The sequence below is a fragment of the Pseudoalteromonas sp. ABE4_541 genome (assembly GCF_056312285.1).
Window position 1 is genome coordinate 68,452 of sequence record NZ_JBSVEM010000003.1, and the last position, 21,420, is coordinate 89,871.

Annotated in this window: 14 protein-coding genes; 2 read left to right on the top strand and 12 right to left on the bottom strand. The window is 42.9% G+C overall.

Annotated elements, in window-relative coordinates; translation table 11 throughout:
• Positions 1-122: 122 nt before the first annotated feature.
• From ACW689_RS04280 to ACW689_RS04310, 7 genes are all read right to left on the bottom strand, one after another.
• Positions 123-350 (bottom strand): DUF2798 domain-containing protein, encoded by a 228-nt coding sequence (locus ACW689_RS04280; protein ID WP_476288670.1) that lies wholly within the window; start codon positions 348-350, stop codon positions 123-125.
• 229 nt (positions 351-579) lie between these two features.
• A complete protein-coding gene (locus tag ACW689_RS04285) occupies positions 580-3,039 on the bottom strand; it encodes a glycosyl hydrolase family 18 protein (RefSeq protein ID WP_476288671.1) in 2,460 nt (819 codons plus the stop codon).
• A gap of 98 nt (positions 3,040-3,137) precedes the next feature.
• Positions 3,138-4,574 (bottom strand): lytic polysaccharide monooxygenase, encoded by a 1,437-nt coding sequence (locus ACW689_RS04290; RefSeq protein WP_476288672.1) that lies wholly within the window; start codon positions 4,572-4,574, stop codon positions 3,138-3,140.
• A gap of 52 nt (positions 4,575-4,626) precedes the next feature.
• Complete coding sequence (locus ACW689_RS04295; protein WP_476288673.1) at positions 4,627-7,755, bottom strand: glycosyl hydrolase family 18 protein; 3,129 nt, start codon at positions 7,753-7,755, stop codon at positions 4,627-4,629.
• 580 nt (positions 7,756-8,335) lie between these two features.
• Entirely contained in the window at positions 8,336-9,298 is a 963-nt protein-coding gene (locus tag ACW689_RS04300) for a sensor histidine kinase (RefSeq protein ID WP_476288674.1), read from the bottom strand.
• 2 nt (positions 9,299-9,300) lie between these two features.
• Complete coding sequence (locus tag ACW689_RS04305) at positions 9,301-9,840, bottom strand: heme NO-binding domain-containing protein (RefSeq protein ID WP_476288675.1); 540 nt, start codon at positions 9,838-9,840, stop codon at positions 9,301-9,303.
• 1 nt (position 9,841) lies between these two features.
• On the bottom strand, positions 9,842-11,017 hold the full coding sequence (locus tag ACW689_RS04310; protein ID WP_476288676.1) for an HDOD domain-containing protein: 1,176 nt from the start codon (positions 11,015-11,017) through the stop codon (positions 9,842-9,844).
• Positions 11,018-11,044: 27 nt separating this feature from the next.
• Between ACW689_RS04310 and nosR the strand changes: the two genes are divergently transcribed.
• Positions 11,045-12,397, top strand: coding sequence for a response regulator c-di-GMP phosphodiesterase, NosR family (gene nosR, locus ACW689_RS04315; protein ID WP_476288677.1), 1,353 nt, complete (start codon positions 11,045-11,047; stop codon positions 12,395-12,397).
• Here the strand turns inward: nosR and ACW689_RS04320 are convergent.
• The 4 genes from ACW689_RS04320 to ACW689_RS04335 all read right to left on the bottom strand — a co-directional run bounded on the left by ACW689_RS04320 (position 12,348) and on the right by ACW689_RS04335 (position 19,127).
• Positions 12,348-15,464: an efflux RND transporter permease subunit gene (locus ACW689_RS04320; protein ID WP_476288678.1), complete on the bottom strand. Its 3,117-nt coding sequence runs from the start codon at positions 15,462-15,464 to the stop codon at positions 12,348-12,350. The genes nosR and ACW689_RS04320 overlap by 50 nt on opposite strands.
• On the bottom strand, positions 15,464-16,816 hold the full coding sequence (locus ACW689_RS04325; protein WP_476288679.1) for an efflux RND transporter periplasmic adaptor subunit: 1,353 nt from the start codon (positions 16,814-16,816) through the stop codon (positions 15,464-15,466). Before ACW689_RS04325 ends, ACW689_RS04320 begins: the two co-directional genes overlap by 1 nt.
• Complete coding sequence (locus ACW689_RS04330) at positions 16,806-17,465, bottom strand: TetR/AcrR family transcriptional regulator (protein ID WP_476288680.1); 660 nt, start codon at positions 17,463-17,465, stop codon at positions 16,806-16,808. Before ACW689_RS04330 ends, ACW689_RS04325 begins: the two co-directional genes overlap by 11 nt.
• Positions 17,466-17,576: 111 nt before the next feature.
• Positions 17,577-19,127, bottom strand: a complete 1,551-nt coding sequence (locus ACW689_RS04335; protein ID WP_476288681.1) for a methyl-accepting chemotaxis protein — start codon at positions 19,125-19,127, stop codon at positions 17,577-17,579.
• Between the two features lie 326 nt (positions 19,128-19,453).
• Here ACW689_RS04335 and hemH point away from each other — a divergent pair, with 326 nt between their 5' ends.
• Positions 19,454-20,473 (top strand): ferrochelatase, encoded by a 1,020-nt coding sequence (gene hemH, locus ACW689_RS04340; RefSeq protein WP_476288682.1) that lies wholly within the window; start codon positions 19,454-19,456, stop codon positions 20,471-20,473.
• Positions 20,474-20,517: 44 nt separating this feature from the next.
• Here hemH and ACW689_RS04345 read toward each other — a convergent pair whose 3' ends face one another.
• On the bottom strand, positions 20,518-21,261 hold the full coding sequence (locus tag ACW689_RS04345; protein WP_476288683.1) for a hypothetical protein: 744 nt from the start codon (positions 21,259-21,261) through the stop codon (positions 20,518-20,520).
• Positions 21,262-21,420: the final 159 nt, after the last annotated feature.

The window sequence follows — 21,420 nt, forward strand, 5'->3', positions numbered from 1 at the left end:
GGAGAAATAAAATGCGGCAATACAAACTAGTACAACATCTCAAATTTTATATTCTGATTAGAGTATGGAGTGATCCCTCAATATTACCAATTTTATTGCGATTTTCAGTAAAGTACGAACCTTCACTTTCCTCTTAAAAGTAGATAATTAGTGAGCTGTAACGCCATTGGTGCTGCAAAAAAAGAGATCAATGCGGCAGCAGGCCAAGCCAACAAAAAAGCTTTCCCCCATGAATACAAGAATGTGCTTGATAGCCCTAAGTTCAGGTAAGTAACCCATAAGGTCATAAGTACAGACAAAACAAAAGAAAGAATAAATGTATAAACAACGCGCTGCTTAATCGACTGCATAAATACATACAAACCGCATAATAAAATTTGCCGTCAGCATATTATATCTGCTCATACATTTCCATGACGCCAATTCTCCTGCGAGAAGTGACCTTTACCTCAAATAAGTCAAATGCTCGTTGCGAGTCAACAAGAAAAAAACGCCATTCAGTTCTACTGGATGGCGTTTTTTGATTTGTTATTGGGCTCGTCCTTGAGTCACCAAGTCATAGGTTGCAGCTACAAAAAATTATAGCGCTTCCCAAACCTGTGCTTTTCCTGGTTCTTCACCACGAGTCCACCATTTTGCACGGTATTGTTTACCTTGGTGTGACACGATGTCGCCACCCCAATATACTTTACTGCTGTCCCATGCATCTACTGGCGAAGTGACATCTTTCACTGTTACTTTAAAAGACTCAGAGACAGATGCTTTACCATCAGATACAGAAACAGATACTGTGTAAGCCATATCTTGTGATACTTCACCCGCTGTCAAGCTTACATTTGCACCAGAACCCACAAGCGTGAGCCCCGCAGGTACATTCCATGTGTACGTTAATGCGTCATTATCAGCGTCAGATGCAACCGCACTCACGCTCACTTGCGCATTTTCATCAACCATCACATCAGCAATCGGCTGTAACTCTGGTGCTGTATTTGTTGCAGTTGTGACCTTCACTGTGACGTCTTTAGAGACGTCCACTTTGCCATCTGATACCGTTACTGTCAGTGTGTAGTTAGTATCAGCTGTGACTGTTGGCACTGTTACGCTCACACTTGCACTATTACTATTCGCAAGTGTTAGCGCCGCATCGCCTGTCCATGAATACGTCAACGCATCACGGTCGGCATCAGTTGCAGTTGCAGTTACAGTCGTAGAACCTCCGTTTGAAACTGACACTTGGCTATCCACACTGACAACTGGCGCGCGGTTAGGTGGTACAGAGCCGGCTAATCCTTCGTGTATTGCATTTAAAATATCACCGTTATCTGCATCAATTTCCCATGCAAACAAACCACCGAGATCATTCGCTTTAACATAGCCACCCTTGGCCATCACTGAACGCGGGTTATCATAAGTGAGCAATTTACCGTTACTGCGGTTCCAAACATATGCGGCTTCGGCTTGATCATCATAACCGGCTTCAAAACCGTTGATACCAGTACCGTTTGGACCTAACAAGTTAGCAACAATGCCTTTATAGTCCATGATGCCTGGCTCCCAAACGCCTTGTGCGTTAGTGCCAGTAAATTTGCCGTTACCCGGTGCTGTCATTGGGTTCCCAGGAATGGTTGCGTTAGCTTCCATAACACCTTCCCAACCACGACCGTACATTGCCGCCCCCATGACCAACTTTTTAGAGTCAACACCTTGAGCTAACAACAGTTTAATTGCATTATGCGCACTGTAAGCTGGACCCTTACGCGGCTCACCATTGTCATCTACACCTGTGCCATTACATTCATCGGTACTGATATGAGAACCACAGTAAAGTGCAGTTTGGTGACCTGTTACATTGTTCCAACCACCATAGAAGTCATAGGTCATCGCAAAAATGTAATCCATGTATTGAGATGCCGCTTGGTAATCAACATCTTCAATTTTATCGTAGCCAGAGCCAATTGCTGAAGTCAGCTCGTATGTACGACCCGTTTCTGCTTCAAGCTCATCTAGCATAGCGCGGAGCTCCTGCATCAAAGCAACATACGCTGGGCCATCGTTTACTGGGTCGCCTAAGTCACCGTTAGGGCCGTCACCACCTGGGAATTCCCAATCAATATCAACACCATCGTAGAACTTCCAAGTTTTTAGGAATTTCTTCATTGACGCCACAAATGTGTCACGGTTTGCTTTGGTAGTAAAACCATGGAATGGGTCTGATAGCGTCCAACCGCCTACTGAAGGTAAAATTTTCAAGTCTGGGTAACGTTGCTTCAACGCCATTAACTGTGCATAGGTACCGCGAATTGGGTCATTACTATCCACACCTGGAAGCGCCTTTTGAATCGCAGCCCATGGGTCATGGATCACCACTTCGTAATCAGCAGAGCCGCCACACGCTTTTTGTAGTGCGCGCCAACTGTTGCCATTTTCAATTTCTTTTAAAGACTCATTCGCACCACAAATTGGAATGAAGCCATACAGCAAGTGTGATAAGTTTTGTGCAGGGATTTGAGTGACATCGAAATTACGGCCATAAATCCCCCATTCCACAAAATAAGCACCTGTTACGTAGTTTGGATTAGTACCATAATCTTTGTTGTTTGGATTCACATTCATCGCCAAAGGCTCTAAATGGCCGCCATCAGTGTCTGCGATAACAATTGCTTTACCTGCACTGCGAGCACATGTTTGGCCTTCACATAGTTCAACATACAAAGTATGACGGCCAGATTTGCTATAAGGGAACTCAATCGTGCCACTCTTAGTGCCCGCAGGTAGTGTTCCTTCATTAACCATCATGTCATCAAAGTACACTTTGTAACCGTCACCACCTGTGCCGCTCCAAGCATTCCATTTGATGCTAATGTTTACTTGCTCTTTCGCTTTCACTAAATCTTTGTATGAGCCATTACCATCTAGGTTTACTTCAACGAACGAGTATTGCTGCGGTTCCCAGCTTAAACTTGGTGTAGAAGGTGCAGCTACAACCGAACCCGAGATCATTGCTAGGCTTATTGCAGCCGTTAAATGCTTCATTTTCATTTCTTTCTCAACCTTATTTACATGTTGTATCCAGCCGATAACGGTGGATGATTATTGTTACCGCTACTACGGCTTAACGTAGCGGAATAATGAGGAACTTATAATTTCTTCCAAACTTGAGCGGTGCCCGGTTCTTCGCCGCGCGTCCACCATTTGGCTTCGTAATCCTGACCTTTATGAGAGACTTTGTTTCCACCGACATAGGTCGCGCTTGCTTGCCAAGCGGGATAATTAGATTGATCTGTATCTTTTACCGTCACAGGAATGTCGGCACTCGTGCTCAGTTCGCCATCAGAGACCGTGACACGGATATTGAGTAACTTGTCCTCAGACACTTCAGGTGCTCTCAGTTCGATGGTTGCGCCCGTTCCACTCCATGCCAATTCACTTGGCACTTGCCATTGGTATGTAAGATCTTGCTGTTCATCATCAAACGCGTGTACATGTAAACTTACTGTACTCGCTTCATCCATGGTTAAAGGCTCAGGCGGATGAATTTGCGGCGGTGTATTATCTGGTTTTGGTTGAATGGTCAGGTTGTAAGTGTAATTTTCATTACTTACAAAAACTTCATTTGATAGCAAGTTCTGCGCATCAAATACTATTGAACCATCGCTTTGTTTTACACCAATCTTAACCGTACTTGCATGGTCAAGGTTTAGCATTTGTGCAAGTTGCTCTGCCCAATTTCCGTGGTTGAAGTCAGTGATTTTCAGTGAGGTACTCACTAGTTCCTTACCTGTAGCATCAAACACTCGTGCCCAAGCGGTATCACCTACATTTGCTTGTTGACCTTGCGATACAAAGTACCCTGCACTGGTCCAAGTAATAGGTCCAGTATCACGAACTACAGTAATGTCGCTACAGTTGTAAAAACCTTCACCCACCACATCAATACGCTGCCAACGAGTGTATAAAATCGCACGCCCTTCTCGGTCTTGGGGTACTGAAATTTTCATGTCATAGTAACGTTTGCCATCGGGATCTTTAACAAAGTCCACATTGCCAAGTTCAGTGACTAACTCAAGGTCCTCCCAACGTAATTCATCAACTGCTGGGTCAAAGCTTGGTTTTGTAATATAGAACTTCCAAAAGCTTGGGTTGTGAGGGGTTGTCGCTCTGAAACGGATGGCCAACTCATCTTGTGCATTTGGCGTCACCTCGGTGCTTTGCCAATGCGGTGAAGGTAAGTTCATGCCACGCTTTTCATTAGAACCCGCTGAGCATAGCTTGCCATCCGGTACATTCGCCTCAACAGCCGCTTGATCGTTATAATTAGCAGTATTAACTGAAAATTCATGCTCTTGAATAAACTGCACATACCCTGATTCTAAAAAGGCATCGCGACAAGCTTGATTTGGTATATTTGAGCCATCTTCAGGCCACCAATAGCCACCTTGCGCTTCACAAATCGACTGGCGTGCTTTTGGAAAATCCATAAAACCATGCGCAGAAGCTTTAAAACTAAACGTGCTCGCGACAAGGGCACTCACACCCGCGACTAATAAAGATGTTTTTAATCTTTGATTATTCATAACTCTATCCTTAGCCATGGGCAGCATGCACTGCCCAATCAATTACCTAGACTTATTGTGAAACTGTGCACACCTTTTGGTAATCGCTGCTACCTTCAGGTGCTTTGTTTGTCCACCATTTGGCTTCATAGATTTTGTCACCTTGGCGAACTAAATCACCCGCAGCCGCGTGAGTACCTTGAGGTAGTGTTGGGTAGACAACGATGTTCTCGATTGGAACGCCTTTACATTTAGTAACCGGATCTGTACCACCATCACCAGGTTTCGCATCTGGTAATTTTGGATACTCAAACTTAAAGGCATATTTCTGACCGTCTTTCTCAGCAATGAAGTTGATAGGACCTGTAATAGGCATGTAGTACATGACTTGAGCATTAACCGTTTCACCCGGTGCAAACGACTTAGGTGTACCACCCCACGAGTTCACAAGTGTAATGGAGAAGCGGTGGAAGTTATTTTCAAACCCGCCAATGTTATTACCTGCGGCATTTGAGCCGTTGACGTCAACTGCCATACCTAGCTTCTCTTGCGCATTCCAATTCGACTTAAAAATGGCTGAAGTCGATACTGGTACATCAAACGAGATTTTTGCTCCCGTTAAATCAATTTGCGAGTTGTTGGTAAACGAGAACGTAGGGCTAATTGGATAGTTTGCATCACCCAATGGGAAGTCTTTAGCAGCAAAACTTACATCTACTGAAGAGGCAGGTAATACAAAGTTTTTATTACCCTGATTTACATCGTACGGTGCGCCACTTTGATTGAACTTGTCGTATGCCAAAGACGTTAAGCTAGAGCCCATAAAGTACTCACCTTTCGCCGCGTCATAGTCAAAGTCACCCGCTAATTCCCAGAACATAATACCGCCAAGTCCATTGTTGATAACGTAATCAACTTTGGTTGCCATTGACTCTTCATCCTCAATAGAGATGAATACTTTTTTCTCGCTATTCCACAGCCACGGTGCAACAGCAACTGAGTCATAGTGGCGAGTATATGTGCCTGTTAACTTGTCCGTAGGATCATTTTCTGGATCTAGACCGTAGGCTTGCGCATAACTTGGCATAACGCCTTTTTGTAAGTTCTTAGCATGCCAAAGTGGGTTTGAACCGGCAGGCACTTCTAAGCCAACGTCATTCTTGTCATGCCATAAGTTATCAATACCTACAGCACCGTTACCACACTTGTTCTTCTCACCTTTACCTGTGCCAGGAGGACAGTTCGTTTGGTCTGGGAATGATGCTTGTCCCCAAAGACCATTTGTACCACCTTGTACATTTTGGAAGCCACGCGTGTAGTAAGGAATACCAATATTGATACGCCCAGCCGATACAGCACCTCTAAAGTAACGTACGGCCCAATCAGTATTTAGGTAACCTATGCCTTCAAACTCTTTGGTACCATACACATTCCAAGCCTTTAATTCAGAGTCTTCACCCGTATCAAACAGTGAAGCATTATGGCCAACGTGTGAGTTCCATGCACCGTGTAAGTCGTAAGACATAATATTCACGTAGTCTAGGTACTTGGCTGCTTGGAATGTTTCCATGCCACGTAATAAATAACCCGATGAAGGAGAAGCAATGGTCAACATATAGTGCTTGCCGTCTTTTTCACCTTCTTTGTCTAACTCTTCACGCAAACGTTTCATCAGTACTTGGTATGAAGCGTTTAAGCCTGCACGACGAGCGTTAGAAATTGGAAAATCATCTGGGTGACCACTGTCATCCATAGAAGAAGGGTATTCGTAATCGATATCGACCCCGTCAAAACCATATTTCTTAATGAATTCAACCGCACTCTTGGCAAAAGTATCAATACCAGCATGGTTGATAGAACCATCCGCGTTGGTTGTCATGGTATAAAAACCACCGCTATTGACGCGTTTGCCGTCTGAGCCAAAGTAACCACCCGTTTCAGCCCAGCCACCGACTGAAATCAGAGTTTTAACATCCGGATATTGTTTCTTGTATTTGTTCAAAAGGTTGAAGTGGCCTTTGTACGGCAATGCTGGATCTAGCTCTGCCCCCACAACGCCCGGCCATTCCATGTTTGTTGCTGGGTTACCAGCAGCATTTGGATCACCAATTGATACCTTGTTGTTTGCATCAACGTGTGCAAACGCATAGTTAATATGAGTAATTTTGTCCCAAGGAATGTCATTAACCAAATAGCTAGGTTGACCGTTAGCACCGTTTCTCCAGCTTGTGAAATAACCTATTACGCGGCGAGGATGATCTGGGCCCATTAACTCACGACCATTTTCGTCGTAAATAGTACAGTAAGGTGTATTTACACCCGGTGTTTGATATAGACCTGCTGGTTTACAGGCATCAGGGTCAGCGGTTGGGTCAACAACACTGACGGTTTTACTCACTTGACCAGTCGCACCCTCGTTATCAGTTACAGTCAACGTAAAGGCCACCTGACCAAGCTCAGTCGCCTGCCATGTATGCTCAGTTGCACTACCGTTTGTTGCCACAACTTCAGTACCATTAACCGCAAAACTTAATTTATTAACTTGACCATCTTCATCAGTACCCGACAGTGCAAATTTAACACTTGAACCCACTTTGATCTGATCTGGCATTGAAACAATACTAAGCACCGCAACAGGTGCTTTGTTAACTGGCGTGTCGCTCTTAACAATGACTTGATGGCTCAATTTGGTCGAAACCGCACCTTCATTGTCGGTTGCTTCTACAGAAATGGTGTGTGTACCCTCAACGGCTTGCCAAACGGCCTCAAAGTTATCCGCTGTACCTGACGTGTCCGTTGCTAACAAAGTGCCATTGACGTAAAAGTCAACTTTACTCACAGAACCGTCTTCATCCGTTGCATTTGCAACAATGGCAACGCTGTCATTTACGTTAAATTCAGAATTATCTACAGGGCTTAATTGATTGATTTGTGGATTCTTATTACTGACAACGCTGTCACAATCACCCAATTTAATCCACTCTTGCCATGGACCAGAATGGCTTTCTGGTTCTGATTGCGTCCACCACTTTGCCTCATAAGCAACTTTGTTTTGTTGAACTTTTGTACCGCCAGTGTAAGTGCCTCCCGCACTCCATTCAGGAACACCATCACAGTTATAAGCGAAAGACTGCGTACCTATTAAAGCTAAACTAAGGGCGCTTAATCTCAGCGCCGACTTGAGTATTTTTTGTGAACTCATAATTATCTCCAACCTTTACATGTAACCTTTGTTTAACAAATTAACATTAAAGCTAACACATAAATTTTGGCCGTCAATCGTCATGCGTTTAATTTTTAAACACCACAAACAGGCTCACAAGCAAAAAGTAGTAATATGTTCGTATAGGTACAACCTTTATACTGAGTCAAGTTCATTTCATTATTTTCAGCAATAAGTTGAATTGCATTCATATAAAGATATTAATAAATAAAAAATTTAATTTTTTAAAACATGGAGTTGTGAAATCAAATTGTCACATGGAAAATATCCTTTACAGCAAATTAAAGGTCGTTAATTCCTATAACAGGTAAATTCAATATATTCCTAAAAAATATATGTTATTTTTTTTTGCTCTCAATTAGTATAAATAAAACAAACGATACGTTTACGTAAACGTAAGGTTAAATAGCTACTCACAACCTTAGATGTTAAATTTTAGATTATTAACTCCATTCAAAACATGAGTTGAAGTTAAGAAACCCACTCTTAGTAAGAGCCAAATTGCTTTATTGACCAAATTCGCTTATGTGCAGCTGAGGTTGCCTATGAAGGAGCAGCTTTATTGCTCACTGTCAGGTGTGGAGATAGGAAACTCACAAGTGATTTTTGTGCCCTTACCCAGTGAGCTGCTGATTTTGATCTGTCCCTGATGTTCATTGACAATGCCATATACCATCGCCATCCCCATTCCCGTTCCTTGACCAACAGGTTTGGTAGTAAAAAATGGTTCGAAGATATGCGCGATCGTGTCATCATTCATGCCACATCCATTATCTTCAATACTTAAGATAATTTGATCATGCTTGGAATAGAGTTCGATTACAATTTCAGCACGCCGCGTTAAACCTTCACACGCTTGTTTGGCATTTAATAGCAAGTTGACCGTCACTTGATTTAACGATGCTACATTGCAGTAAGTTTGTGGAATGGGTTGTAGGTGGCAAATTAAGTGTACACTTTTCAACTGATTGCTGAGTAATTTCAACGAGCTTTCGATTGACTCTGCCATATCCCCCATCGCCAAGAGGTTGTTTTTTGGTCGAGCAAAGCTCAATAAATTGGCCACAGTTGCACCAATTCGCCTCAAACCTTCCTGAGCATCTTCCAGTAGCTCATCAATGTCCGCCTCTACAAACTCGAAAGATTGCTGTTGATTCAGTCTTTTAAATATCTCTAGACTCTCATCCGCGCTAATATCTCCATCAATAAAAGCTTTAGACGCGCTTAGTAACTCACTCAGTATAGGTTTAATAAACGCTAAACTTTCTAAATTGCTTGTTGAATAGGCTAGCGGGTTATTAATTTCATGAGCGACTCCAGCAGAAAGCGTCCCCAAAGTGGCCATTTTCTCCGTTTGCATTAACACCGCTTGCTGTGTTTGTAGTAACTTTATTTTTTCTTCAAGTTCTTGATTAGCGATAAATAGTGCTCTGGTTTTTTCTTCAAGGAGCTTTTCCAGCTCATCTCTAGCTTGTCTCTCACGTTGATATGCCTGAATGTAATCTTGTTGCGACTTGTCCATAGCTAGCTCCATTCCAACAGCAACTCACACTCAGCGTCGCCCGAGTGCACGCAATGCTGATGCGTCACCTTCAAATCAACGTCATAGTGGCCAGCCGCGCCATAGGCCAACCCTTCAGCAAAAATACACAACTGCCTTTTAGAGTTGTATTTCATCAGGATCTGATTTTCTGACAATTGTCGGCAATCAATCACGGGCAAATGAGGCTCGTGATATAATTTAGCAACCTCAACATGAATAACGGAATCAATGGCTAATATTAGGGTTTTAAAGTCAGCAAATTGGCTGACTAAATCGCCATGAAATTGACCTAAATAGCCAAATAAAAATTTACCAAACCCTTTTAGTAACTCATTCATTGGAATATCAAGCTCTACCGATATTTGCTCAGCAAGATGGATCAGCTCAGCATCAGGGTAGCTTTGAGCCGAGACATAAACACGGTTATCAGGAACATGCTGTGCAAGCAAATGATTCCACGCTTGCATGCCATAGTTACTGACTACTAATTCTTCAAGACCTCTAAAGATTATACCTTTCATTTTACTCTCCTTTACCTTCCCACTGGATTTTGTACCAGTCAGAAACCTTTTCATAATACTCAGTTTCCATCAGCGCTTGTTCAAGTTCCGATGTCAAAGAGAATGAGTCACTAGAGTTCAGCTGTTCGATAACAGCGTGAAACAGCACAAGTTCATCGTCACTTGTTGCCAAATGCTCAATCAACTGTGCATGAACAAGGCGCGATTCAAACCCCCATAGCGCAAGCAAATATGCACTAAGCGTGTAGCTCGAGATAGTATCGTTGGTATCAATACAGGATTTTGTTAACGTGCCAACCGCACTTAAGACACAACAAGCGAAAAGTATTTGCTGAAAATCGGTCTTTAAGTTCAAGTACTTGGTTAACGATTTGGCCATCATTGCTTTATCTAGCGACTTCGTGATCAATGCTTCGATATCTTCTTGCCTGACGGCATGGTTAAATAGTTGCGAAAGTTCATAGCAAGTTACCAAAGCTTTTAACTCAACCAACCCAAGCCGAACTATGGCCTCTTTCAAATCAAGTGTATGAGTTTGATAACCCATGAATGCAGAATTAGCGATTTGTAAAAGCTTGCTGGCCAACACACCGTCGTGACTAATCAAAGTAGCTAACTCAGCTATATCAGCAGAATTAGAATGTAGTATTTCCATTAGTCGAGACACACTTGAACTCAAGCAAGGCAAACCGTCAAGCCGACCGAGCTCGATATGAACTTTATTTGTTAACGGTAAGCTTTTTATGATTAATGTGTTGGATACGACTTCTTGTAAGTGCGCCTGCGTAAACGGTTTTACCAAATGAAAATGAATGGTGTTGTCAACTTGGCTGCGATAGTCGCGATTATAATCACCACTTAACAAACAACGTGTGGCGCATGGGCAAATATTTTTTGCACTATCCAATACTTTTAACCCAGATATAGTGGGCATTTGCACATCACAAAAAATGATGTCCGGCTGCCCGTGCTCTCTAATACATTGCTCGAACTGTTCAGGTTGTTGCAAACACACCACATTCGTCTGCGCATATAAACGTTGCAGAGACCGCGATAAAGCCTTCAATATCAAGGCATCATCATCTATTAGTAATATCATCAAATCCTGTGATGCCATTGTCGTCAAGCTACTCATTAAAGGTTGTGCATATTTATAGCGTAGACTAAATTTATTCACATACACCTAGGTAATACACTGTTTTTTATGCAAGATATAGTAGAGTTACAAAAGTTAGATTCACGGCCATATCAAGTTCTGTGTTTAGATGATGAACCCAGTGTACTGCGTTCACTCACTCGTCTATTGCGGCACCACCATATTCAAACTCAGTCTTACTCTACGGGTGAAGAGGCTTTAAAGGCACTTGAACACAACGAGTTTGATGTCATTATTAGCGATATGCGCATGCCACAAATGAATGGCCTAGAGTTTCTTACTAAAGCACAAAAGCTCGCGCCCGATTCACAACGGATATTACTCACCGCCTATGTTGACCCTACAACAGCCATTGGTGCGATTAACGATGCGCACGTATGTGCTTACGTTAATAAGCCTTGGGAAAATGACAACCTTATTCATGTCATTACACTTGCGATAGAAAAATACCGCCTTAAACGGCGTAATACTATTTTACAAGCACACATATTGAAGCAAAATGAAGAACTGAATGAGCTCAATCATTCTCTTGAAAAACTGGTAGAAAAGCGAACTGTACAAATTCGCCAGGTACTTAAAAAGCTTGAAATAGCTCATGCACATGAACAAGGTGAGCACAAAGCCACGGTAGAACTGCTTTATAACTTTATTAATGCGAACCCATATCTTGATGGTAAATTAGCCAGTAATATTGCTAAAACATGCCGTATCATCGCCAAGCAAATGTCGCTTAACGCAAAACAAATACAAACCGCAGGGATGGCAGGATTTTTAGCACAGGTAGGCTTGCTGGCTATGGATCCTGAGTTATACAGCGTGCCCTTAAACCAACTAAGCGAGCAGCAAAAAAAGTTATTTTATACCCACCCAGCAACCGCGCAGTTAATGCTTATGCCCGCTCAACATTTGAATGAAGTAACTGAAGGTATTTATCACCAATTTGAAAAATATAATGGTGAGGGTATACCAACGGGTCTATCTGCGCAGGAGATTCCCATTTGCGCACAAATATTGAGCGTAGCGCGTGACTTTTGGCAATCCATTGACTTGAGCAACAAATCAGAAGAGCAAAAACAACTCGACGCACTATCTCACATCAAAGCATTTAGTGGCCATTTATATGCGCCAGATGTCGTGGCAGCGCTTGATAAAGGCTTCAACAAGATAAGCAAACAACACCAAGCGACCGGTTCAATGCAAATCTTGAACTGCGACCAACTTAATCCAGGGATGACGCTTGGGTTACCCGTGCATAACCATCAAGGCATTATGTTATTACCGAAAGGCCATGTGTTCAGCTCGGCCTCAATTGCCAAGCTAAAACAACTTGAGCAAAACAAGCCAACACCTTTTAGGTTAATGGTTTATCCGCACGCAAATGGTGCTTCGAAGTCAAGCTGAAGTCCTCAAGTAGCACGTAAATAGCAGGCAGCACGAATACTATAAGAATGGTCGACAATGCCATACCAAACACCATACTAACCACCAGAGGCTGAACCACCTGTGCTTGCAAACTCGTTTCTAATAGCAATGGTAGCGTACCCGCTATCGTTGTCGCTGAGGTAATAAAGATAGCCCGAAAACGTGCTTTGGCTGCCAGCACAGCAGAGCGCTCTAAACATCCTTCATTTAATTCGCGAGATTTAATAAAAGCAACCAATAAAATAGAGTCATTGACAACAATGCCCGCAAGAGAAATAAACCCAATCATGCTTGGCATGGAAAGGTCATAGCCGAGTATAAAATGCCCCCAAATAACGCCAATTAAAGCAAGAGGGATTGCCAACATCACCATAACTGGCTCAAAATAGCTGCGGAACTGAAAACTCAAGATAATAAAAATCCCAACCATTCCTAGCAAAAATTTACCCGCCATTGATTTACCTGTTTGGCCACCGGTTTTCACTTCACCTTCATAGCTAACACTCAAGTTAGGATGCGCTGTAAGTAACGGTGAGATGCTGTTCGCCTTTATTTCATTGACGATCTCATTAGTATTAGCCTTCAGCGCATCCACATCTGCGGTAATGGTAACGGTACGCAGGCCATCTACACGATTTATTCGTGTCACACTTTGTTCAACACTCAGCTGAGCAATGCTGGCCAACGGTACTTGTGTCCCATTGTTTAACTTAACGGGGTAGTTAAGCAGCTTACTAAAACTGTCTTTATCCTGTTTGTGCAGCTTTACGTACAGCTCGATACTGGTGTTATCACGCTGAATTTCACCAGCAATTTGACCAAAAAGAGCGCTGCGTAATTGGCTCGCTAATGCATAACCGTCAATCCCTTGTGCTAAAGCACCAGGTTGTAAACGTACTCGCCATTCATTTTTACCAAGCCGCAAATCATCCATGATGTTAGATACCCCTTCATAACGGGATAAATCACTTTTTAATTTATGTGCCGCGTGCATTAAAGTATCAAGTTCATTACCATGCACTCGAATTTCAATTGCCCGACCTGCCGGCCCTAAAACAGGTTCTTTGAAAGAGACTGCTTGAATACCGGGGATCACGCCAACTTCGTCTCGCCATTGTGAAGTCAGTTCAGCCATTTTGGTATTTCGACTTTGTGCAGTTAACAAATCAACGCGAACCGTAGCCAAGTGCTCACCTTGTTCAAAAGCATCTGAATTTCGGTTGTACTGAACTGTAACATGCTCAACAAGAGAGCTATGTTCATTCTCAGATAGACGGGCATTCACCTTGTTTAATGCTTGAGTGTACTGCTCAACAACCTCATTCGTCATCGAAAAAGGGGTACTTGGTGGCAATAACAACCTGACTTCTAAGGTATCTCCTTCTAGCACAGGAAAAGCCTTGAATTTAACAATGCCACCTGCAAGCAACGCAATTGACATGAAAAACAACCCAACCACACCACCTACAAAGTAATAGCGTTTTGTTACACACCAATACACCCACGCTGTTAATGTCTGCGAGCGAAAGTGCTCAAATGCTTGCGTAAAACGCGCCTTAAATGCCCATGGTGACTGCTCATCCTTAATCCCTTTATGTAATGAATGGATCAAGTGATTTGGTAAAATGAAAAAAGCCTCTATCACGCTGACAAAAATCGTTGCTATCAGCACTAGAGGTATATCCTTCAATACTTTACCAATATCACCACTGATAAATGCCAAACCAATAAACACCACTATGGTGGTCAAAAAGGAAGAAAATACACCGGGGGCAACTTTTAACACCCCTTTTATCGCATCGCCATCAATATCTTCGCCTTGCTCTACCTTAGCTGCGATACTCTCGGCAATTACTATGGCATCGTCCATCAAAATACCAATAGACATTAACAGCGCCACCATGGAGATCATATTGATACTGACTCCCATCAAAGCCATGAGAGCAAAAGCGCCTAAGAATGAAACAGGTAGCCCCATCGATACCCAAAACGAATATCGAAATGAGAAGAATAAGTACATCACCAACAAGACAAGAACAAAACCTTGCCAGCCGTTATTAAGTAGCATGTTAAGGCGGTCTCTGACAATTTGGGCTGTGTCTTGCGTTAAGGTTAGTGTGACGCCATGAGGGGCCTTTTGTTGTTCCTCTACAACCCACTGTGTCACTTGGTCAACCAGTTTAATGGCATCTTGCCGCTTAGCTTTTTTAATATCTAGCAGGGCAACTCGCTGACCATCAAAGTTAACTTGCTCTTCATCTAACTCAAACCCTTCTGAAACGCTCGCTATATCTTTTAGATAGACTTGCTCACCATTGCTTAAACTTTTTATTGGCAGCATCGCAATGCTATTCGCCGTGAGTTGCTGTTGATCAAAGCGTACCTGCATCAGCTTATTGCCATCACTAAAGTTGCCTGCAGGTAGCTTTACGTTTTGTTTTTGCAGCAAAGCAACCACATCGTTGGCACTTAAGCCATGTTCTCTTAATTTAAAAAGCGACAGCTCAATTTTGACTTGTTGATCAGAGAAACCTTGAATATCAACAATATCTATACCAGGCTGGCGTTTTAGACGCGCTTTAAGCTGCTCTGCATACAATTTCAATTCGTGTACAGGCAAGTCGGCTGACACCGCCAAAGAAATCAAATGTTGATCTCTATCCAACTCTTTTACCACGGGCGGTTCAATCTGTTGTGGAAAATTATCGATTGCATCAATTTGTGTTTTAACATCCGACAGTAACAGCGCTACACCATAGTTTTCTTGCGCTTCTATGGTCATCGTCGCCACACCCTCGCGCGACTCACAGCTCATCGTTTCAATACCATTTAAGCCATCAATTGCGTCTTCCATCACCACACACAATGCTTGCTCTATTTCACTCGGTCCAGCACCAGGGTAAACTACGGTAACGGCAATTTTGTCACTGCTAAATTCGGGAAATGTCTCGCGCTTCAACTGTGGTAATGATGTGAGGCCAGCAATACAAATGATGAGCATCAACAAGTTAGCAGCTGTAGGATGACGTGCAAAAAAAGCAATCATTATTCATTGCCCTCAATAACCTGAACTGACATGCCTTCCAGTGCCGGCATGAGTTCTGTAACAAGCACCCAATCCCCTTCAGACACGGTATTTGCTAAACCGCTATCTAAAGCGACATACCCATCGCCAGAAAACAATACACTGACAGGTTTTTTAACCAGTTTGCTGTCTCTTACGATAAACACATAACCATCTTTGAGTGCATTTTGAGGCACACTCAAATACGCTTTTGCAGGACTTCGAACCGTGACTTCAACAAACATATCCCCCAACAAAGGTGGTTGCACTACGGGGTTAAAACCCTGCCACTTATTATGTGTTTCAAGCACCATCTGTAGGCTGTTGCTGCTGGCTTGAGTGTTTTGTAACACACGGGTGACTTTGGCAGGCCAAGTGAGTGCGGGCTGCTCTAAGGTGTCACTGGTGTAGTGACGTAATGTAGCATTCAGTGGCAACCGCCTCACATCAGGCAGACCCTGATCATGAATATCTTGCGACACCCAAACTTGACGCAATAACGCGCGAGCTTGCGTCAAATTAAATTGTGCGTCTACTTTCATGTCCCCCAAGTGGCGAGCCTCAAATAATGTCGAACGCATGGTGATCACTTGCTCATTTTCAACATTAACGGCCGTAATACGGCTATCTTGTGGCAATACAATGGTGGTTTTGTCTAACTGTCGCTGCGCCTCTTGGACGCGTGCATATTGTACCTGAACACGCGCTTGCGCGACTTCCAAATCTGATGGGATCAAATTCACATTGGTCTGTAATTCCAGAACTTTCTGCTGCTGTGCAAATACTTGGCTTCGTTGTTGGTCAACCGCAGACTGGGAGACAGAACCTTTACCAAGCAAGCCTACTTTTCGCTTTAACTCCTGCTCAAGGATTTTCAGACGCTGCGATTCAAGCGCTAATGATTGCGTGGTTTTCTTTTGATTGAATTTGATCATATCTGCTTGCGCTTGCGCTGAGTTCAAATCGTACTTCGCCTGTGCGAGCTTAAGCTCATAATCAACAGGGTCAATTTTTAACATCACCGTGCCAGCAGGGAGCATAGCCCCGACTTCTAAATCGGGGTGTTTGTAAATAACACGGCCTTCCACCTCAGAAATAGCTCGCCAAGTTTGTTTGGCCTGTGCGCGCCCATAGCCAACCACTTGATGCTGTAACTCGCGCTGTTGCACTAAGCCAACTTTTACAGGCGGCACCTGAGTAGCTGCGCTATTTTTTTCTGGTGGTGATTTTAGTTTCACCATAACGACAAGAAATAACACACCCAATACAGGGAGTAGCACTAAGCCTCGCTTTCGGCCTGCCTTAAACCAATCGACTATTCGCTCAATCATCATGGCTCTCCTGAGCTTCTTGAAACAGTCCATTAGTCATCAACAACGTATTATGTTGTACCAAGGATTCTAAAAACACGTCGTCAAATTCTACTCCTTCCATCTTGTGTAGCAGCTCTCTCATGTACCAAGGGTAAATCATCATACCCATCAAAGAGATACGAAATAAAATGGGGTCCACATTGGGTTTAATTTTTCCTTGCTTAGCGAAGTGTGTATACACAGCATCGATCACATTGAGATGAGAGTGGCCTAATTTTTCTAAGAAAAAATCTCGACACACGCCTTGGTTTAGGATCACTTCTTTGAGCATCAATAACGGAAACTCAGGTGACAATTTCATCACTTTCGTGAAGCTGCGAAACACCTCACTGATAGAAGTAAACTCATTACTATTCAAGTGCATTTGTATGTTGCGCATCACTTGCCCCGTTACTTCGAGGATCATTGCTTTATACAAACCTTCTTTATTATTGAAATAGTACTTGATCAGCGCAGAATTCACGCCCGCGTGCTCTGCAAGCTCGCGAATACTGACTTTATCGTATGGCTTTTTGGTGAATTTATATCTTGCTGCATTGATCAGCGCATTTCGAGCTTCGTCGTTATGCTTGGTTGGTCGGCCAACTTTATTAGTAGATGAGGAAGTCATATAGGTCGCTATTATTTAATCACATGGTTAAATAATAGCGACCAAGATTTAAGAAGCGAGCTAATTAATTAATCAAAAACGCGCTTTTGATTAAAAACAATCAGAACATCTTTAGCGTTTGAACCTCACTACTAGTTCGTACATATCACTTGCCACAGAAGTCAGGTTGCCACTCACTTGCTTCACCGTATCTGCACTGTTTAAGCTGTCATTGGCAAGGCTTGCGATATTCACCACCTGTTGATTAATGTCATCAGATACCGCTGCTTGTTCTTCCACTGAAGCTGCAATTTGCATAGACATATCATGAATTTGGCTTATCGCCTGCTGAATTTGATTCAGCATATCGGTACTTTGTACTAATTGCTCTATGCCAGAAAGTGACTCCTGCTCACCTTGCTGTGCAATGCTCACAGCATTTTGTGTACTATCACTGAGCTCACTAATAATCGTGTGGATTTCATGGGTCGATTGCTGTGTGCGCTGAGCCAGATGGCGAACTTCATCCGCAACGACTGCAAAGCCTCGCCCTTGCTCGCCTGCGCGAGCCGCTTCTATGGCCGCATTCAAAGCCAGTAGATTGGTTTGCTCTGCAATTTGCTCAATAATTTGTGCTGCATCTGCAATTCGTGAAGTTTGCTTAGATACACCAAGAACTGAATCTCGGATCTCTAGCACTGTCTGCCCTAGAGCCTCTATCGCTTGGCGAGTTCGCTCACCTAAACGCGCACTTTCATCGGCCATTGACAACGCACTTTGTGCATGTTCTGCACTCACCTGAACATTACCAGATACATCGTTGATGGTTGTCGACATTTCGTTCATGGCGGTGGCAACTTGCTCGGTTTCAAGTTGCTGTTTTTGTAACTGCTGATAGCTATCATCGGCTTTTTCTAATGCTTCATGCGCACCTGAAGTAACATCCTTGGCTGAGTGTTCAATTCGTGTTATCACCGTATCAAGATGGGCTTGCTCACTTAAAAGGCGTACTTGGATGCTCGCCATGGTTCCATCCCACGTTGAGTAAATTTGTTTTGCTACATCGTCACAAAAGCTATGAGACAAACTATTTTCTAAACGCTTTAATTGCTCACCATCACGCCACAAGTTATAAGCACACACTCCCATGCTATTCAAAATAACCCAAACAAAAGCACCCATTTGCGAGACAAATGCCCAAAGTAGCACGGCAACAAACAACATCACCAATGGCCAAATCACTCTTAGTTTAGGCACCTTAAAAGTGTGTGATTTGTTATTTTTCAACTGACCATAAAGCGCCTCTGCACGTGCAACGGTTTCTTTATCAGGGCAACGTCTAACTGACTCATAGCCAACCACTTTGCCTTTTTCGGTCACGGGAGTTACATAAGCATCAACCCAATAAAAATCGCCATTCTTACAGCGGTTTTTTACAATCCCCATCCACGGTTTACCCGCTTTTAGTTGTGTCCACATGGTTGCAAAGGCTTGTTCAGGCATATCTGGATGACGCACGATATTGTGTGGCTGCCCTATGAGCTCTTCTCTTGAGAAACCACTGATCGCAACAAAATGATCATTGCAATCAACGATTCTTCCTTGTAGGTCAGTAACAGAAATCAACTTAACATTTTGAGCAAAATGTTTCTGCTGCAGTGTGACTGGCTGGTTAACTCGCATACACCTTTATACCTTTTTTGATTCTTAAGCACTTGACGCATAATGTTAAAAATGGGCCGCAACGTTACTCTTCCTGATCACTTGATGCAATCATATTTTGTTAAATTGCACAAAAAAAGAGTCAAAACAATACACATCAAACCCATTTTGGAAACACACTATGCGATTACCACACCATGATTAACGTTCTAATCAGTGTAACGTGATTTAAATTATAGATTGGCTTTCAAACAGATCGAGTTTACCGTGACGAACGTACTGATAATCTTGTAAAATTGGCCAGAGCTAGATGCTTTGCATTCAAACAGATATCAAAGGAGCCGTGTGTGTCACGATTTTCAGCGATCACCGACAATCCCCATGATGGGCGATTTAACCAAAAAACTGGCATATTAGTTACCAATTTGGGTAGCCCCGATGCCCCAACCCCCAAAGCACTGAGAAAATATCTCGCTGAATTCTTATCCGATCCTCGTATTGTTGAGATCCCGCGCCTAATTTGGTTGATGATATTACATGGTATTATTTTGCGCGTGCGACCTAAAAAGTCCGCTAAAGCTTATCAAAGCATTTGGACAGAGCAAGGTTCTCCACTGGTTGATATTTCGCAACAACAAACCGATAAATTAGCCGCGCTGATTAAAAAACAGGGTTTCGAAAACACCGAGGTTGTGATGGCTATGCGCTATGGCAATCCATCAATTGAAGCTGGATTAGAAGCGCTACGCGACAAAGGGCTGACACGCATTATTGTGCTGCCTTTATACCCTCAATATTCTAGCCCAACCACAGGGTCGACCTTTGATGCCGTAGCTGATGTGCTTAAAAAGTGGCGTTGGGTACCAGAGTTACACTTTATCAACGGCTATCACAAAAATGATTTGTACATTGAGTCATTAGCAAATTCAATTGCCGAAGATTTGCAAGCCAATGGCACGCCTCAAAAGCTGGTGTTTTCATATCACGGTATGCCAAAACTGTTTTTAGACAATGGTGATCCGTATCACTGCTTATGCCAACAAACAACTCGCTTAGTGGTTGAAAAATTGGGATTAGATCCTTCATTGGTTGAGACAACATTCCAAAGTCGCTTCGGCAAAGCTGAGTGGTTAAAACCGTACACCGATGCCACGTTAGAAAGCTATCCGGCACAGGGCATCAAAGATGTTGCGATTATCAGCCCTGCGTTTAGCGCCGACTGCTTAGAAACTCTGGAAGAGTTAGAAGTAGAAAACCGCGAAATTTTTGAACATGCTGGTGGAGAAAAGTACCGTTATATCGCTGCTTTAAATGCCAGAGATGACCACATCAACGCATTATATGATGTGTTAAAACCGTTACTCTAAAACGTCTGGCAGCGCACAATGTCCGCGCTGCCAATTTTTAACTCTTAGGCTGCCTCAACCTTAAACTTGTCGCTAAAGTAACGCTTTGACCACAATATGCCGACTACACCAATCACGGAAGGCATAATCCAGCTTAAAAAAATGGCTTGCTCACCTAATAAATAGCTAAAGATATGTCTTCCACCCACGGCTGAGAATGCCGTATAAACACCAATGCCCGACCCTAACATTGCCCCCATATGCTCAATGAGCCATGCACGTGGTGCTACTTCAGATTTAAAAATATAGCGAAGCATACTGATTGATACAGACACTGATACACAGGCAAAAACCATGAGCAAAGTTTGTGAGTGTTGTAAACCAAGCACAAAAGCAATTAAGGCTGAGGTTATTAATGACGCAAGTAACCCTAAATGAAGCGGGGTTCTTAGCAACTCATTGCGAGCCTTCGCTTTAAGCACGCGCTCGCCATGGTAAATAGAAGTTAAAACCAACAAAGAAAGCATTAATAAAAACAAAGAGAAAACACGGCTTTGTTTTATGTAGCTTGCTTGAGTAATTGCATCGCTGAACTCTTTAGGTTTGGCGCTCATTGGATCTATTAGTACCAGTATACAGGCGATGATGCCTAATATAGACACGCCGTACATAGACCAGTTGTAATACTGTCCAAACCGATTATGTGTCTTACTCCCTTTACTCACCATTACAGGGACCCAAAACAACACGAGCGAAAAACAACCTAAAATAATATGGGCATACACAGCAAACTTATGAATATATTCCATGACTCTTTCCTCAATCAAAAGTAATGACCTTAGATTAATAAAATAAGCATTATTGCCACAGTCACGATTGTCACGTTATTGTCATGACAAATGTCATGACCCCATATTTAGTACTTTTCAGCACCACGAAAGCTGGTTAAGATGATAAGAAAAAAGGCT

Excerpts from the sequence above, each read along its gene's own strand:
- ACW689_RS04330 (WP_476288680.1), bottom strand. The coding sequence starts at position 17,465 with ATGACTTCCTCATCTACTAATAAAGTTGGCCGACCAACCAAGCATAAC.
- ACW689_RS04280 (WP_476288670.1), bottom strand. The coding sequence starts at position 350 with ATGCAGTCGATTAAGCAGCGCGTTGTTTATACATTTATTCTTTCTTTT.
- ACW689_RS04305 (WP_476288675.1), bottom strand. The coding sequence starts at position 9,840 with ATGAAAGGTATAATCTTTAGAGGTCTTGAAGAATTAGTAGTCAGTAAC.
- ACW689_RS04345 (WP_476288683.1), bottom strand. The coding sequence starts at position 21,261 with ATGGAATATATTCATAAGTTTGCTGTGTATGCCCATATTATTTTAGGT.
- nosR (WP_476288677.1), top strand. The coding sequence starts at position 11,045 with ATGCAAGATATAGTAGAGTTACAAAAGTTAGATTCACGGCCATATCAA.
- ACW689_RS04320 (WP_476288678.1), bottom strand. The coding sequence starts at position 15,464 with ATGATTGCTTTTTTTGCACGTCATCCTACAGCTGCTAACTTGTTGATG.
- ACW689_RS04335 (WP_476288681.1), bottom strand. The coding sequence starts at position 19,127 with ATGCGAGTTAACCAGCCAGTCACACTGCAGCAGAAACATTTTGCTCAA.
- ACW689_RS04295 (WP_476288673.1), bottom strand. The coding sequence starts at position 7,755 with ATGAGTTCACAAAAAATACTCAAGTCGGCGCTGAGATTAAGCGCCCTT.
- ACW689_RS04325 (WP_476288679.1), bottom strand. The coding sequence starts at position 16,816 with ATGATGATTGAGCGAATAGTCGATTGGTTTAAGGCAGGCCGAAAGCGA.
- ACW689_RS04300 (WP_476288674.1), bottom strand. The coding sequence starts at position 9,298 with ATGGACAAGTCGCAACAAGATTACATTCAGGCATATCAACGTGAGAGA.
- ACW689_RS04290 (WP_476288672.1), bottom strand. The coding sequence starts at position 4,574 with ATGAATAATCAAAGATTAAAAACATCTTTATTAGTCGCGGGTGTGAGT.
- ACW689_RS04285 (WP_476288671.1), bottom strand. The coding sequence starts at position 3,039 with ATGAAAATGAAGCATTTAACGGCTGCAATAAGCCTAGCAATGATCTCG.